Genomic DNA, 15357 nt, shown 5'->3' on the forward strand with positions numbered 1-15357 from the left:
TCAGACTAAAGGCTCTTTTTTTATCGAAATTTTGCCTTATTATAAGTTCATTTAGTTACTTGTACAAACTTGTCATAAGGACATGTTATTTTATTCATTTGTAAAGGGAGTATTAAATTGAAAAAAATACTGCTTGCGTCAGTGTTTGCTTCGTCAATGCTTGCACCGGCTTTTATTTCTTCTGCCCTGGCTGCTCCAACACCGCCGCCAGCTCATGGTGAACATCAGCCAAAGCCGCCTCATCACAAGGGGCCGGAAGCCGAAGGCCCGAAGGGGCCAAGAGGGCCGGAACATTTCAAAGGACCACACGCAGGATTGCACATGGCCGAGAAACTTTCGGCAATGGAAACGGCTTTGGGAATTCGCTCGAACCAGTTGGATGCCTGGCGCAAATATACGTCCAGTCTTGTCGATTTGGTTGATGTTACTCCGCCGCCGCCGCCCGCTCCCGATGCAAAACCTGCTCCCGATGCTGTGAAACCTATTTTTGGTGAACCCATTGCCGATAGAGCCATTGATCGGGCGGAAAAAGCCAAAAAATTCAAAACAGCAGCCGAAGAACTACGCAAAGTATTGGACGCTGATCAATTGAACAAGTTGGAACGCTATGCGTTGCCACATCCGGGACCAAAAGACGGGCCTGAAGGTCCGAAAGGTTCGGATGCTCCGGAACCTCCGGCAGAACCACATCCGTAAGCGGTATGTCAGACATCGCTGCATTCTCAGTGATGAAACTTTATTAAAGCACTAAATTTACGCCCGGTCGAAAGACCGGGTTTTTTTATCCGAAAATGTGATTTTATAATCAAAATAGCTGCGACTTCACAGATATGTAATAATTTATTAAACTATTTCAGTTTCTGCGCTTAATACCCTATATTTGCATCGGAACTCCGTTTTGGAACTTTTTGGTTTTGAACGAGTTAAGCGTTTTAGGAAGGAACGTGAAAGATGAAATATCAAAGAACAGTTTTAACATCGCTGGCCTTTGCGGCCACTGCATTATTGTCTCTACAAACACAAGCCGGTGCAACCGGTCTGGTTTCGGGTACGCTCACTTGCGATAGCAAGGGCGGAATCGGGCAGTTTGTAAGTTCTTCAAAAGAACTCAATTGCGAGTTTATTCCGATAAGTGGACATTCGATCAATGATCATTATGTCGGTCGTATCGAAAATTATGGTCTTGATTTGGGTGTAACGGGACGCACAAAAATGACATGGTGGGTTCTTGCAACCTCCCCGAATGCCCACTCAAACGGTTCTCTTGCCGGTAATTATGGTGGTGTCGGTTCGAGCATCAGTCTTGCGGCCGGCGCTGGCAGCCAGCTTCTCGGATTTGGTCCGGCAAACGGACTTACACTTCAACCATTGAGCGTTGATGCCCATGAAGGTTTGAACCTCGCTCTTGGTGTATCCAAGATGTCTTTGGCACCAGCCTATACACAGCAACATGTTGTCTACCATCATAAAAAAGCGGTAGTCCATCATAAGAAAGTTAATGCTCATCACAAAAAAGCCGTTTCTCAACATAAAAAGCACTAAAAAATTAGTGTTTTAGAGAAGCTGCTGTTCAGTTGTTATCGAACTGGCAGACGGTAAAATGTGATCATCGACAAAGAAAAGAGTTGTCAATGACCACATATTTATAGAATTAAAATTCGCCTATTTATTTCCAAGCGGCCGGTAAAATTACCGGCCGCTTTTTCATGTCTCCACCTTCGCGCAAGTTTGGTCGTTTAAAAAGATATTATCGATGTTGCGAGGTGAATGGAAATGGTCAAACTTGATATCTATGATAATGATAATTTTGGTCATCCGGTCATTTATGATGACCCGGATCAGGAAAATGGCCGCCGTGACAAAAAAGAAAACGCTATTTGCCTGACTGCACTCTTCGTTTGTGTTCCGCTCTTTATTATTGCGGGGTTATATGGTTTGTCGGATTTTATTGTTTATGTAAAAACCGGTGTCGGACATCTGACAACCTTGGCAGAAATGTTTATGCTTTCGCAAGGCACGGTTAGCGAGACAAGCTGGCTAGGCGAAATTCTGAATTCTCTACCTGTTTGCATTGTATTTTTTCTGCTCGGTATTTTTGTACCCTTCGCTATTTTGGAAGTCTTTTTCAAACTGGAAAAATGAATGTCTGATCAGCGCAATGAAGAAGGACAGTTGGCCATAACAAATCGTGCAGCTTGTTTAAGACCCGGCATATCGGAAAACTCGACATTGGCAATTCCATCCAGAGTTTCAGGAACATTTTCGCCTTTTAGATAAGGTACATCGACATGCCAGTCTTGCAATGACGTTTTAGGGAGTTCGATCGTATAGACCACACGCCCTTCCGAAAGGTTGACCTGCATCCGGTTAATATCAACAGGCATTCCCCAAATTGTTAAAGTCGAGACAGTCTGCTGGTAATTCTGGAAGTTTTCAGCAGTAAACCGCGTTGGTCCGCTTATTTCCAGAAATGTTGTTTTATGGCTATCACAATAAAGCCGCGCTGATGTTTTTTTATCATTGCTTATTGCTATTGCAACAAGTGCATCTGCTGTCGGAGCAAGTTGCCATTTTCCGATAACATCGGGAGAAAAATCGATGTTATAAATCCGGATTTCCTCGGCAGAAAAAACATGAGAATTGGCATTATCCCAGTTTAAAAAGGCAATGAGGGGATCAAAACCCATCTCTTGTGAATAATCTGCTATATAAGCAATATCGGCCAGTTGTTGCTGACGTACACTGACCTCTTGACCGGAACTTGTTCCAGCCCCGTCGAGTGGCGGCCGGTAGGTCCGCAATTCCAGTTTTCCATTTCCGACATTACGCGCTCTCCCTCCCAGAAAAGCCCATAGACAGGCTTCCCGACATATTCCTTCGATTCGTTCAGACGTGCTTTTAATGGTGTTAGCCGCTAAACCGGAATTATTGTTTTCATCTCCTTCTTTTTCGGAATTTTGATCGGGAGATTTCTCCGGATTCTGGTTTTCGACCTTTATAACATTGACCGGTTTATCAATCGTCTCGGCAATGGTTGTATCGAAATTGTGTTTTCTGATTTCCCGTCCCAGTGCAATTGCAGCAAGAATATCTCCTCCATCAGAGTGAAATGAAACCAACAATCCGTTTTTTGTCGAGAGGGGGTCATCAAGCTTGTTTTCTTCGAGAAAATGGGTGAATTGGGATGGCGTATCGGAAACAATATTACCTTCCGCACTAATCCATCTGCATGTCGGGCACTGACCGTCATCGACTTTTCGAAGTGTAAAGACCATCGGTCTGCCCGGCGGTTCGCTCATTGTGTTTTTTGTTGGCGACAGATTTTCGGATGCCTGATTATTTTCAACCGGTGTTGATCCGGAAGGAGTATCGGTTGCCTTGTCGTTATTTTGGTTCTCCTGACCAAAGGCGAGAGAGCACAAAGTAAGACACATAAAAACCGCAGCCACGACAGGTTTCATAAAGAACACTCCACCCGGAAATATTAATTTTCGGTTAATTTGTACCACTGGTACCGGTGTTCTGCAATGTGTCGGGCATATGAGTCGTGTGAATTGGGCTTTGATAAACAAAAATGCGGTCAAGTTTACAACTATACATAGTTTTGCCCGAAAATTTGTACCTTAAACGGTCAATTTCGGGAAATATCTCTAGTCCTTAGCCGGAATAGACATGACTTTGGCAATTGATAAACAGGATTGAATGTGGAAACACGTCGTCAACCGTTTTTGAGGGCATCCTGATTACGGCAATTTACGAGGGAAATTTGACGACCGGACAACCTGTTTACAAAGGCTTAGAATATAATAGCCGAAAGCCGAACAAGGGGCCAGAAGCAGCATTGACCAACCGACAAAGTCGAAGAAAATGCCGAAATTCACGCCGAGATAGCTCACCGGTAGAAATAGGCTACAGAAAGCGCAAATAAGCGCGGACAAAAATATCGAATTGAAATCGATTTCACGTTTGATAAATGCGATGATTGCGACGCATCCGGCAAAAACAATACCGGCATCGAGATAAGCAAAGGAAAGATTTGCAGTAAAAAAAGAGGCAGGTGGAAAAGAAAAAAGCAATGCCCGCCATAAAATTGTTCCTGATTGCCAAAGAGGTGGGGCAGAAATAAAAAAGATGAAAAAAACGAATAAAGCGAAATAAACTCTGCTTCCAAGATGATAACGCGGATTTGGCCGAATTGTAGTTTTAAGACTTTTGCCGTTAAAAGGAACACCCGATAAACATAACAATCCTCCACCGATCACAGTGAGGCTGATAGCAGTTAAAAGATAAACGGCCAAAATATAAAGACCGGTTTGCTGCCAATCGGATTTGGAGACAAATATACTGTCGACAATCCAGAAACTTAATGAAATTGCGATTGTTACAGCAAAGAGCCAACGCCAGGTGAGCGTACCATAGAGACGTAATTTCCGGACACCACAAAAGATGGTAAGGCTTACAAGCATAAGTCCTGCAGTGTTTATTTTTCCGGATATCATCCCGCGAGCTCCAAGATAACTCAAATCATCCCCCACCATGACCCATAATGTGACGATGATATAAAGCACTGGTCCATAAATTGCATAAATAACGGTGAGCTTCATGGCATCAACAAGCCGCGCACGTTCTTCCTCTTTGTAGCGTCTGGTAAGGCCACTCATGTTCAGTATTATCCAGAACAATCCTCCGGCAAAAAACCAGGCGGCCATCCAATAGGGAAACGATTCATTGGAAATGCCGACAGACGAAAGTAACTGAGGAAAAGACAGCTTCATAATGCGAATGGCACCATCGAAAAAAAGTGCCATCAAAACCGAGGTAATTAACGAAAATTTGAGTGAAATACTTCCCCAGCTTGCGCTTCTCAATCCCAAAATAAATGCAATCAGACATGCGGTGATAAAACTTGGCAAGTAGATTTGATAAGGCCTGAAAAAGGCTATGGTCAGGGAAAAACCGAATGTCTTGAACCACCCGCCAAGAAGCAGGAAAAAAAATGACCATGCCGTGGGCAAAATGACGAGAGCTGCAAGAACGACAAGTATAGCTTGGAGAAAACGGGCCTGCAGAAAACCGACCGGCCTGAATTTTTTGTCGGTTTTTTCGCGTAGCAAGATAAATATCCTTTTCTCTGTTCCGGCAAAGCAGGAATAATATAACGTTATTTTAGAATTAAAATCACTTGGTTATAAAAAACAGTGCAGCGGTTTTAATGTTTACGAAACTCTACGCTCTTTTCAGGTTTTTCCTGAATTCGGCCTTGTCTGTTCAATTGAATTTGTCTGCTGCATTGACTGGGATTCATGCCGTTTTTTAGATAAAGCGGTTAAAGCCTGCAATATTATTGCTCGACCGGTTTATCTAGTCTGAAACCGGTTGCAAGAATCCAGCAAACCCAGCCGACAAATATCCATTGGATGAAACCATAAGAGAGCCTGCGAAGAATATCTTCACTTGTTATAGGCTCTATATTTGGCTCAGAAATAACAATCTGCGACATAACAATATAGAATATTTCCACGCATAAACTGACAAGAATGGTGCGCCAAATGGATGCTGAAAGTGACAGCCCCAGTCCTCGTGAGGGGGGAAGAGAACAAAATACACCGCTTAAAAATACCGAAGGCATGTAATAGGAATAACCCGATAAAAATCTCGGACGCACTTCGTTACCGAAAACATCAAAAATCTCTACGAGCAGATTTGTGCCGCCAACCCAATGATGAAGAAGATAAACTCCGGCAATTGTCTGCACGGCCGGCCCAAGCAACAGAAAAATTGTAATAATACCGAAGCCCCGCATGGGGTAGCTATAAAGGGGTGTTTTATTATGATTTGTCATAACGCTCACAAGTCATCGAATTGTTAGATGACTTTAGGTTTTCGTTTCGGTCTGTGCAAGCCAATAAATACAATAGACGAGATAGACAAAACCGATCGGTACAATGACATAAAGGAACGGTGTGAGCAAAACATAAACCAGAATAGAGCCGAGAGGCAGCGTAACGCGAGCGAGGTTAAGATAGAAAGCTATACCGGTTGCTGCAACGAGATAGATGACACCTGCATAGGTAATAACAAAAACGAGCGGCAGCTTTTTCAACTGGTAGAGATAGACTGTCGGAAAAATTGAAAAGATTGCGGCAAACAAAAGATTTTCAGCAAGAAACAGACCGAATGCCACAAAACTGTTGAAATTTTCCATTATCGCTAAAATGAAACGGTCATTGAAAAAACGGGAATATAGAAAATAGTTCGTCAGGCAACGACACACAAATAGCGCAAGTCCCCCGAAAAATGAAAAAATAACAAAAACTATGACTGCCTGCTTTCGCAAAATTATCCCCGTTGCACTAACATTCACAAGACAAATTATAAAACTTGTTTCATTCAATTCAATAAAATTCTCAAGAATGCTGATTGTTCTGATTTAATACGAGCTTATCGAACAATTGTTTAAAAAACGTAATTTAAATAAAATTATATGAACGATGAAAAATTTGTAAAAATTCGTTATTAGCAATAAAATTATCAATAATAATATACTGAAAATTTCTAATATGATAATATTAATAAAACATATTTTCTATATTTTTATGAAAAATATAGAAAATATAGTTTAGTAAAGTCTATAAAAAGATATTGTTGACAATTGTAAATTTTTTTATCAGATTAGAATTGTCCTGTTATCCAATCATGTGAATGATAATCAACAAAGCGAAAAATCGTCACGATGATAATATTAAATATATTTTTACAAGATAACTGGTTTTCTTTTTGGATTTTTAAAAGTTGGGAATTTGAAAACGGGTAGGTTTTGATTACAGATCTTCGGGTATTATCTGTCGCGCCTTGTTCCCTCATCTATTTCTGAAGGAAAAATGTTGATGATCAATAATACCCGATTTTTATGACGAAGGAGTTCACCTGAAAAACAAGTTCAATTCAAGCAAACGTCCTTTTGTAGATTATTGTAAGGTTACTGTCCTTAATTCCTGATCATTTGCACCTTCCAGAGCCTTGGCACGGACATCGGAAAGAATAATCGGTTCGCCACCGGCTCCGAATAAGGCCCATAAAGAAATGCCTGGTGTCATTGGTGGCATATTCGGAAATTTCTTACTTAATTCATCGGTACGAATTTTGCGCAGATAGGCGATTTCGCCCTCACCGAGCAAAGCAAATTCCTGCATGGACAAAGATTTTTCGTTTTTCATTTTCTTCTCCTGTCGCATTACTCGTCGTCTATGGCACTGATCGTAATGCGTTTGACGCGCTTCTCGGGAGCCGGTCTTTCAAGATCTATTGAAAGTAAGCCGTTTTTGAGCTCCGCAGCCCCTACCTTTATTCCATCTGCCAGCACAAAAGCCCGCTGGAATTGGCGAGAGGCAATACCTCTGTGGAGATATTCGAACTCCTCATCGTCAGTTTGCCGACCGCGGATAATAAGCTGATTATCCTCTACCGTAACATCAAGGTCTTCCGGAGTGAAACCGGCGACTGCCAATGTAATTCGCAGTCGTTCATTTGGTTCCTCACCGGACAAACGCACAATGTTATAAGGAGGATAGCCATCGCCCGATTTATTCAAACGGTCGAGCGTCTTTTCCATTGTTTCGAAGCCTAACAGCAACGGGTTGGAAAAAGGTGTCATGCGTGTCATAAGGTAGTCCTCTTCGAAGCGACTATTGAACAGAAAACCCGTTTTGGCATTTTCTGCCTTTAGCTGTTATATGGAAATTTCAAGATCGAAGTTCAAGACAGGTTTTTAAAAGCGAATGACGGGTGTGAAGGCTGAAAGGTCAAAAGTTAGGAAAATAGCGGGAACTGCCTATAAAGCCGAGGAAATCGAAGAAATTTTTCGCCGGTTTTCGGTTCAGCGACCAAATCCGAGAAGCGATCTTGTCTATGAAAGTCCGTTCACTTTGCTTGTGGCGGTGGTTTTGTCGGCACAAGCGACAGACGCAAGCGTGAATAAAGCAACAAAGCCGCTTTTTGCTGTTGCCGATACGCCCGAAAAAATGGCTGCTCTCGGAGAAGACGGCATTGCCGGTTATATTCGCACGATCGGCCTGTGGCGGGCAAAAGCCAAAAACGTCTATGCGCTTTCAAAAATATTGAACGAAAAATATGCCGGCAAAGTGCCTGATATGAGAGAAGCGTTGATGGCACTCCCAGGTGTCGGGCGCAAAACTGCAAATGTTGTGCTCAATGTTGCTTTCAACCAGCCGACAATGGCCGTTGACACCCATATTTTCCGGTTTTGTAACCGGACAGAACTGGCACCGGGAAAAACGCCTGAAGAGGTAGAAAAGAAACTTGTCAAAATAATACCCGAAAAATATATGGCCCACGCCCATCATTGGTTGATTTTACATGGGCGTTACATCTGTAAAGCCCGTAAACCGGATTGTGTGCATTGTATTATCGCCGATATTTGCAAGGCAGCCATTAAAACAAATTCTATTCCCGCACCGCTTGTTGAAGTGAAAGGCAATGGCGCTCCGGTTCCGGTTTAATGGCAAAAAAGATTAATCCTGTTTGCGGCAATCCGGATAGCCGATGAAAAGACAAAAATTATACATTATTTCCATAGTTAATCTTGATCGTTTGAAATGCCAGTAAAATAAAAGATGGGTTTGGCTGGCTCGGTTTTTAAATCTCATAAAATGATTGCCCGTTTTTCGGCGCACAATTGCTTTTTTTAGGCTTATACAAATGGCCATGACACTTCTAACCAATAATACAGATCAGCTTTATGAAGCTCTGATCAACCGTGATCGCTCCTATGACGGGCATGTCTTTGTTTGCGTGACAACGACAGGTATTTTTTGTCGTCTGTCATGTCCGGCGCGAAAGCCCAAGCGGGAAAACGTCTTTTTTTGTGATAGTGCGGCTGCATGTCTCGAACAGGGCTATCGGCCATGTCTAAAATGCCATCCGCTCGAAGCAGGTGGTCACGTTGATCCGCTTTTTCGTCATTTGATGGCAAGACTTGATGAAAATCCCGATCACATATGGTCGGAAGACGATATTGTACGGATGGGATTTGATCCTTCCACGGTGCGGCGCATTTTCAAGCGCCAGATAGGCATGACATTTCTCGAATTTGCGCGCTTGAAAAGAGCAAGCCGTGGTGCAGCGCTGCTTTCCCATGGTCAGCCGGTGATTGAAGCACAACTTTCCGCCGGTTACGATTCGGGTAGTGGCTTTCGCGAGGCAATCCTCAAGCTCATCGGTCATCCACCAAAAGCCATACGAAACCGCACTCTTTTAAAAGCGACGTGGATTGAAACGCCGATAGGCGAAATGCTTGCTGTCAGTGACCAACATGTCTTGCATCTCTTGGAGTTTTTCGACCGCAAGGGGCTGTTGACAGAACTGAAAAAATTGCAAGCAGTCACGCGCTCTTCCATCAGTTTTGAACGAACCAGTGTCATCGACAAGGTAGAAGCCGAGTTGGCCGATTATTATCAAGGAAAAAGCTGCCGTTTTGAAACACCGCTTGCCAAAGTTTCTGGTGGCTTTGCACCTCTTGTCTGGGAGGCTTTGCGCAAAATACCGGCGGGAGAAACACGCTCTTACAGTGAATTGGCGCGCGCTTTGGATAGACCGACAGCTATGCGGGCTGTGGCGCGGGCAAACGGGCAAAACCAGATTGCAATTATCATCCCCTGTCATAGGGTGATCGGTGCAGATGGGACGCTTACCGGTTATGCTGGCGGTTTATGGCGTAAAGACTGGCTTTTGCGCCATGAAAAAAAGTATTTTACATAAAAGTCTGCTTGCTATTTTTTAGGCTCTGTTTTATGAGAACCCAGTTCAAGCCGTCCGGCAGGGCATGCCGTGACGACTTTTATGCTTGTTCGTACTTTGGTCAGTACGAACATCAATCACAACAATGGAGAAGCAAAATGCCCAAAATGAAGACCAAATCGGCTGCCAAAAAGCGGTTCAAAATTACTGCTACAGGCAAAATCAAGGCAGCTGCCGCAGGCAAGCAGCATGGCATGATCAAACGTTCCAACCAGTTTTTGCGTGATGCACGTGGCACCATGGTTCTTGGTGCACCCGACGCCAAGAAAATCATCAAAAACTATTTGCCGAACGGCCTTTAAAAGTTAGCTCTTAAGGAGATTATGACATGGCACGCGTAAAACGCGGCGTAACTGCACACGCCAAACACAAAAAAGTTATTAAACTTGCTGAAGGTTTCTACGGACGTCGTAAAAATACGATCCGTACAGCCAAAGCTGCTGTCGACCGTTCACGGCAATATGCCTATCGCGATCGCAAGAATCGCAAGCGCAGTTTCCGCGCATTGTGGATCCAGCGTATCAATGCTGCTGTCCGTCTTGAGGGCTTGACCTATGGCCGTTTTATTGACGGTCTTGCCAAGGCAGGAATCGAGATCGACCGCAAGGTTCTTTCAGATATTGCTATTCATGAGCCCGCAACATTCTCCAAGCTTGTTGCTTCGGCAAAAAAGGCATTGGAATATTTGAAGAAAACCACACCGAATGCTTTTGAAGGCGCCGTCAAGTAAGCCGGTCGCGTTCCTTTAAAAAACAGAACATTCTTTCGGAACCCGCACTGGTTTAAGCCGGTTGCGGGTTTTTGTTTTTGAGGCGTTATGAGCGAGATAAATCCTTTCATATCCAAGCCACTGAGCGATACTGACAAGAAGCTTTTTCAATCTTGTGAGGGCAAGCGCATTGCCAGCGTCATGCGCGATGGCAAAAAGGTCTGGATCAAGCGGCAGGGAATCGAAAAGCGTCCGTGGGGCAAGCGGCTTCATGGCAGTTTATCGTTTTTATTACCGGCAGCTTTTATGAAATCTTCGCCATTGCGTGACGCTCTCGCCATGAACGGACAGGAAATACGTAAAATCGAAAAATTCAGGAAGGCAGGTATAGCAGTTCCCGAAGTTCTTGCTGTCGATGGACCGGCTTTGATGATTTCCGATGTTGGCCAAACGGTGCAAAAACGCCTTGATTTTTTAAAAAAGAACGATGGCGAGGCACACGAGAAATTATTGATTCAATGCGGTGAAGCTTTAGGAAAAGTGCATCACGCAGGACTGGTCCACGGCAGGCCGCATCCGCGTGATATGTTTATGGCAGGAAATGAGCTGGGTTTTTTCGATTTCGAGGAAGAGCCGGAAGCCGTGATGCCAATTCCCACAGCGCAGGCGCGTGACGCGTGGTTGTTATTTTTTCAAGTGTCGGCACAATCGCTTGAAAAAAATAAAACCGATCATGTGGCTTTCGAGGCGTGGAAAAAGCAGGTTTCCCCTGAAACCTTGAAACAACTTGAAAAAATTGTCCGGTTTTTTTCTATTTTTATTACTCCGTTGAAGTTGGCAAGGTTTATTTATCTTGGTGGTGATGGCAAACGTATGTTAAGCGCTACGGAGTTTCTTTCTTCCAATTTGAAAAACAGACATCCACTTTAAAGAACAGGCAAAGACATGAACGACATTGATAGTCTGGAAAAAGAAATCTGTGCGGCAATCGACGCTGCACAAGACGAGCAGGCACTGGAAGCAGTGCGTGTCAGCGCCCTCGGGAAAAAGGGCAGTGTTTCGGAAAAACTTAAAAGCCTCGGTGGTATGAGTGCCGAGGAGCGCCAGAAAGCCGGACCGGTGATAAACGGTTTGAAAAATCGGGTTTTAGAGCTTTTGGGCGAAAAACGTACGGCATTGAAGCGGGCAGCAACGGAAGCGCGGCTCAAAAACGAAACAGTCGATGTTACATTGCCGGTTCGCCTTTCCCCTGAAGCGCGTGGTCGTATCCACCCTATTTCTCAGGTGATTGACGAGATTACCGCCATTTACGCCGATATGGGCTTTTCCATTGCCGAAGGGCCGGATATCGAGACCGATTATTATAACTTTACCGCACTCAATTTTCCGGAAGGCCATCCTGCCCGCGAAATGCATGATACCTTCTTTTTCAATCCCGACGAGAAAGGTGAAAAGCGGCTTTTGCGCACGCATACATCGCCTGTTCAGGTTCGTACGATGGAAAAACAAAAACCCCCAATTCGCATTATCATTCCGGGAAAAACCTATCGTATGGATTCGGATGCCACCCATTCGCCGATGTTCCATCAGGTAGAAGGGCTGGTTGTGGATAAAAAGTCGACCATTGCCAATATTATGTGGGTGCATGAAGAATTCTGTAAGGCGTTTTTTGAAGTACCTTCGTTGAAGATGCGTTTTCGCCCTTCGTTCTTTCCTTTCACCGAACCGTCTATGGAAGTCGATATTCAATGTGACCGCTCCGGTACAGAAGTAAAATTCGGCGAGGGCAATGACTGGCTCGAAATATTGGGCTGCGGCATGGTGCACCCGAATGTGTTGAAAAATGTCGGTTTCGATCCGGATGAATATCAGGGCTTTGCCTGGGGCATGGGAATCGACCGTATCGCTATGTTGAAATATGGCATGCCGGATTTGCGGGCATTTTTTGATGCCGATATACGCTGGATCCAACATTACGGTTTCCGTCCGCTTGATGTGCCGACGCTTTTTGGCGGTCTCAGCAATTCATAAACTCACACCCGCGTCTTGCGTTTTGAAAAGAGGTTTTGAACAATGAAATTTACTTTGTCCTGGTTGAAAGATCATCTGGAGACAGACGCATCGCTCGGCGAGATTTGTGACCGGCTTACCGATATAGGCCTTGAGGTTGATAGCGTCGATGACCGCAAAAGCTTTGAAGTTTTTGTAATTGCCAAAGTTTTGACAGCCAAAAAACATCCCGATTCCGATCATTTGCAGATTTTGACTGTCGATACGGGGGAGAATAAGCCACTTCAGGTGGTTTGTGGTGCTCCTAATGCTAAAGCGGGGTTGATCGGGGTTTTCGCTCCTCCGGGAGCTTATATTCCGGGGCTTGATGTCACATTGTCGGTCGGAAAAATCCGTGGTGTCGAAAGTTTCGGCATGATGTGTTCCGAACGCGAGCTTGAACTTTCAAATGAACATAACGGCATTATCGAACTCGGCTCCGATGCACCTGTCGGCAAATCATTTGCAGCCTTTTATGGTCTGAACGACCCGCTTATTGATGTCGGCCTCACGCCGAACCGGCCGGATTGTACAGGTGTTTATGGCATTGCCCGCGATCTTGCAGCAAGTGGCATCGGCAAATTGAAGCCGCTTCAAGTTCCTTCTATTTCCGGTGAAGGAGAGCCATCGGTCACAGTGTCGCTCGATTTTGGTGACGCCGCACCTTTGTGTCTCGGCTTTTCATGGCGTGAAATTCGCGATGTTAACAATGTCCAGTCACCCAAATGGATGCAACGCCGTCTCACTGCTATCGGGTTGCGCCCGATCAATGCACTTGTCGACATGACCAATTACATCACGGTCGATCTCGGGCGTCCGCTCCATGTTTTCGATGCCGATAAGGTAAAAGGAAAACTTGTTGTCCGTCGTGGGCAGAAGGGTGATAAACTCCTTTCCCTTAACGGCAAGGAATATGATTTGGGGCCGGATAATTGCGTTATTGCCGATGATAATGGCGCCCAGTCCATAGGTGGCATAATGGGCGGCGAAGCAACAGGATGCGATGAAAACACGAAAAATGTTATCATTGAATCGGCTTTGTGGTATCCGCGCAATGTTGCAGCAACGGGGCGCGCTTTCGGCATTGTTTCGGATGCACGTTACCGTTTTGAACGCGGTGTCGATCCAAAATTTATGGAACCGGGACTTGCCTTTGCTACCGAGATGGCCATGAAACTTTGTGGTGGCAGGCCTTCAAAAGCCCATACAATCGGGGAAAAGAGCGTTGAACAAAAAGTAATTAACTTCCCGTTTGCCGAAATCAAGCGTTTGACCGGTCTGGAACTAAGTCACGAAGCGGCAACAACCATATTACAGCACCTCGGCTTTGTTGTGGAAGGCAAAGGCGACGTTGTCACGGTAACCGTACCAACATGGCGACCCGATATTGATGGCAAGGCCGATCTCGTCGAAGAGGTTATGCGTATCCATGGGCTTAACAATATCAAGCCGGAACCGTTGGAACGGCCGTCTTCTGTAAGCGGGCAAATTCTCACCACAATACAGATCAGGCAGCGTTCCGCACGTCGTGCTCTGGCATGTCGCGGTTTGATGGAAGCAATCACCTGGTCGTTTATTTCGGAAAAACAGGCCAAGGCATTTGGCGGCGGCAAGCCCGAATTGAAGCTATTGAACCCGATTGCTGCCGATATGTCGGATATGCGTCCTTCACTGCTTCCGGGATTGATTGCGGCTGCCCAGCGCAATGCCGATCGTGGCATTCCCGATCTCGGCCTATTTGAAATCTCGGCAACATTCGAGGGCAATACGCCCGAGACACAAAGACGCGTTGCTGGCGGTATCCGCCGTGGTACCTATAAGCTTGATGGTTCGGGTCGTTTTTGGGCCGGTTCTGCCAAACCGGTCGATGTTTTTGATGCCAAGGCCGATGCACTTTGTGTGCTCGACGCTTGCGGGCTTGATGCTTCAAAGGTGCAGATAGAAGCGGGTGCGCCTGAATGGTATCATCCGGGGCGTTCGGGCGTTATCAAATTGGGGCCGAAGATTATTCTTGGTACGTTTGGCGAATTCCACCCCGATACGCTTGAGGAACTCGATGTAACAGGACCATTGTGCGGTTTTGAAGTCTATATTGACCGTATTCCCGAACCGCGCAAGAAGGCAACCAAAACACGCCCGCCTTTGGTGCTGTCGCCATATCAGATGATACGGCGCGATTTTGCTTTTGTTATGGATAAATCTGTGAATGCTGCTACGGTCATTCGTGCGGCAAGCGGTGCCGATAAAAAGCTTATCCAGTCTGTCGAGATATTTGATGTCTTCGAGGGGGCGAGCCTTGGTGAAGACAAGAAATCGATTGCGATCGAAGTGGCAATCCAGCCGCATGAACGCACTTTGACAGATGAAGATATTGAAGCTCTGGCGAAAAAAATTATCGATAATGTTGCGAAATCGACCGGAGCGACATTGCGCCAGTAATTTTTCTTGATCTTAAGGGTCGAGAGAAGAATTTCTATAAAAAAAGTGAGGGGCGAAGCTTATTTGCCCCTTCATTTTATCGGTCGATGTCGAAAGAAACTAGTCGTATAAAACCGGCTATTCTCTTTCGAATTTTTGATATTCGAATATAAAAATAGCCTTTAATACTGTTATTTTTGAAATATTTTCGAGCCAAATATGCCCCTCCCGACCGAAAACAGATTTTGTCTTTTTCATAAAAATAACGAGTACTTTAAAAAACGGAACGCTTTGTCTTGATGTCGCCGGTTGAAAGCGAATAGACGTTTTCTGCGCTTCAGGTGATCGGAGCTAGAAATGGCTGA

The 15357-nt window shown here is 44.9% G+C and carries 16 protein-coding genes; 10 read left to right on the plus strand and 6 right to left on the minus strand.

Annotated elements, in window-relative coordinates; translation table 11 throughout:
* The first annotated feature begins 117 nt into the window (after positions 1-117).
* From H3S82_RS02185 to H3S82_RS02195, 3 genes are all read left to right on the plus strand, one after another.
* Positions 118-696 carry a hypothetical protein gene (locus H3S82_RS02185; protein WP_198233511.1) on the plus strand — a complete coding sequence of 193 codons (579 nt, stop codon included), beginning with the start codon at positions 118-120 and terminating at the stop codon, positions 694-696.
* A 255-nt stretch (positions 697-951) separates the two neighbouring features.
* Complete coding sequence (locus tag H3S82_RS02190) at positions 952-1542, plus strand: DUF992 domain-containing protein (RefSeq protein ID WP_077969926.1); 591 nt, start codon at positions 952-954, stop codon at positions 1540-1542.
* A 231-nt stretch (positions 1543-1773) separates the two neighbouring features.
* The gene (locus H3S82_RS02195; protein WP_149867390.1) at positions 1774-2142 is read left to right on the plus strand and encodes a hypothetical protein; all 369 of its coding nucleotides are present in this window, start codon (positions 1774-1776) and stop codon (positions 2140-2142) included.
* 8 nt (positions 2143-2150) lie between these two features.
* Here the strand turns inward: H3S82_RS02195 and H3S82_RS02200 are convergent, their stop codons facing one another.
* From H3S82_RS02200 to H3S82_RS02225, 6 genes are all read right to left on the minus strand, one after another.
* A complete protein-coding gene (locus H3S82_RS02200) occupies positions 2151-3461 on the minus strand; it encodes a hypothetical protein (protein WP_198233512.1) in 1311 nt (436 codons plus the stop codon).
* Between the two features lie 282 nt (positions 3462-3743).
* Complete coding sequence (locus H3S82_RS02205; RefSeq protein ID WP_198233513.1) at positions 3744-5114, minus strand: hypothetical protein; 1371 nt, start codon at positions 5112-5114, stop codon at positions 3744-3746.
* A gap of 227 nt (positions 5115-5341) precedes the next feature.
* Positions 5342-5842 carry a hypothetical protein gene (locus tag H3S82_RS02210; protein WP_077969932.1) on the minus strand — a complete coding sequence of 167 codons (501 nt, stop codon included), beginning with the start codon at positions 5840-5842 and terminating at the stop codon, positions 5342-5344.
* A 33-nt stretch (positions 5843-5875) separates the two neighbouring features.
* On the minus strand, positions 5876-6205 hold the full coding sequence (locus H3S82_RS02215) for a hypothetical protein (protein ID WP_198225428.1): 330 nt from the start codon (positions 6203-6205) through the stop codon (positions 5876-5878).
* 763 nt (positions 6206-6968) lie between these two features.
* Complete coding sequence (locus H3S82_RS02220; RefSeq protein ID WP_077969936.1) at positions 6969-7217, minus strand: DUF1150 family protein; 249 nt, start codon at positions 7215-7217, stop codon at positions 6969-6971.
* A 17-nt stretch (positions 7218-7234) separates the two neighbouring features.
* A complete protein-coding gene (locus tag H3S82_RS02225; RefSeq protein WP_198225427.1) occupies positions 7235-7663 on the minus strand; it encodes an Hsp20 family protein in 429 nt (142 codons plus the stop codon).
* A gap of 115 nt (positions 7664-7778) precedes the next feature.
* Here H3S82_RS02225 and nth point away from each other — a divergent pair, with 115 nt between their 5' ends.
* From nth to pheT, 7 genes are all read left to right on the plus strand, one after another.
* A complete protein-coding gene (nth, locus tag H3S82_RS02230; protein WP_198233541.1) occupies positions 7779-8519 on the plus strand; it encodes an endonuclease III in 741 nt (246 codons plus the stop codon).
* A 205-nt stretch (positions 8520-8724) separates the two neighbouring features.
* On the plus strand, positions 8725-9777 hold the full coding sequence (locus H3S82_RS02235; RefSeq protein WP_198233542.1) for a bifunctional transcriptional activator/DNA repair enzyme AdaA: 1053 nt from the start codon (positions 8725-8727) through the stop codon (positions 9775-9777).
* A gap of 137 nt (positions 9778-9914) precedes the next feature.
* On the plus strand, positions 9915-10118 hold the full coding sequence (rpmI, locus tag H3S82_RS02240) for a 50S ribosomal protein L35 (protein ID WP_075869939.1): 204 nt from the start codon (positions 9915-9917) through the stop codon (positions 10116-10118).
* A 26-nt stretch (positions 10119-10144) separates the two neighbouring features.
* Entirely contained in the window at positions 10145-10546 is a 402-nt protein-coding gene (rplT, locus tag H3S82_RS02245; RefSeq protein ID WP_075869652.1) for a 50S ribosomal protein L20, read from the plus strand.
* An 87-nt stretch (positions 10547-10633) separates the two neighbouring features.
* Complete coding sequence (locus H3S82_RS02250) at positions 10634-11455, plus strand: serine/threonine protein phosphatase (RefSeq protein WP_198233532.1); 822 nt, start codon at positions 10634-10636, stop codon at positions 11453-11455.
* Between the two features lie 15 nt (positions 11456-11470).
* The gene (gene pheS / locus H3S82_RS02255; protein ID WP_078038876.1) at positions 11471-12556 is read left to right on the plus strand and encodes a phenylalanine--tRNA ligase subunit alpha; all 1086 of its coding nucleotides are present in this window, start codon (positions 11471-11473) and stop codon (positions 12554-12556) included.
* 42 nt (positions 12557-12598) lie between these two features.
* A complete protein-coding gene (gene pheT, locus H3S82_RS02260; RefSeq protein WP_198237103.1) occupies positions 12599-15013 on the plus strand; it encodes a phenylalanine--tRNA ligase subunit beta in 2415 nt (804 codons plus the stop codon).
* Positions 15014-15357 lie beyond the last annotated feature (344 nt).

It is taken from the genome of Bartonella sp. M0192 (assembly GCF_016102305.1).
Classification (GTDB): domain Bacteria; phylum Pseudomonadota; class Alphaproteobacteria; order Rhizobiales; family Rhizobiaceae; genus Bartonella; species Bartonella apihabitans.

Bases quoted from the DNA above. Each gene is read 5' to 3' on its own strand.
- rpmI (WP_075869939.1), top strand. From the start codon at position 9,915: ATGCCCAAAATGAAGACCAAATCGGCTGCCAAAAAGCGGTTCAAAATT.
- pheS (WP_078038876.1), top strand. From the start codon at position 11,471: ATGAACGACATTGATAGTCTGGAAAAAGAAATCTGTGCGGCAATCGAC.
- rplT (WP_075869652.1), top strand. From the start codon at position 10,145: ATGGCACGCGTAAAACGCGGCGTAACTGCACACGCCAAACACAAAAAA.
- H3S82_RS02210 (WP_077969932.1), bottom strand. From the start codon at position 5,842: ATGACAAATCATAATAAAACACCCCTTTATAGCTACCCCATGCGGGGC.
- H3S82_RS02190 (WP_077969926.1), top strand. From the start codon at position 952: ATGAAATATCAAAGAACAGTTTTAACATCGCTGGCCTTTGCGGCCACT.
- H3S82_RS02250 (WP_198233532.1), top strand. From the start codon at position 10,634: ATGAGCGAGATAAATCCTTTCATATCCAAGCCACTGAGCGATACTGAC.
- pheT (WP_198237103.1), top strand. From the start codon at position 12,599: ATGAAATTTACTTTGTCCTGGTTGAAAGATCATCTGGAGACAGACGCA.
- H3S82_RS02225 (WP_198225427.1), bottom strand. From the start codon at position 7,663: ATGACACGCATGACACCTTTTTCCAACCCGTTGCTGTTAGGCTTCGAA.
- H3S82_RS02235 (WP_198233542.1), top strand. From the start codon at position 8,725: ATGACACTTCTAACCAATAATACAGATCAGCTTTATGAAGCTCTGATC.
- H3S82_RS02215 (WP_198225428.1), bottom strand. From the start codon at position 6,205: ATGGAAAATTTCAACAGTTTTGTGGCATTCGGTCTGTTTCTTGCTGAA.
- H3S82_RS02220 (WP_077969936.1), bottom strand. From the start codon at position 7,217: ATGAAAAACGAAAAATCTTTGTCCATGCAGGAATTTGCTTTGCTCGGT.
- H3S82_RS02195 (WP_149867390.1), top strand. From the start codon at position 1,774: ATGGTCAAACTTGATATCTATGATAATGATAATTTTGGTCATCCGGTC.
- H3S82_RS02200 (WP_198233512.1), bottom strand. From the start codon at position 3,461: ATGAAACCTGTCGTGGCTGCGGTTTTTATGTGTCTTACTTTGTGCTCT.
- nth (WP_198233541.1), top strand. From the start codon at position 7,779: ATGACGGGTGTGAAGGCTGAAAGGTCAAAAGTTAGGAAAATAGCGGGA.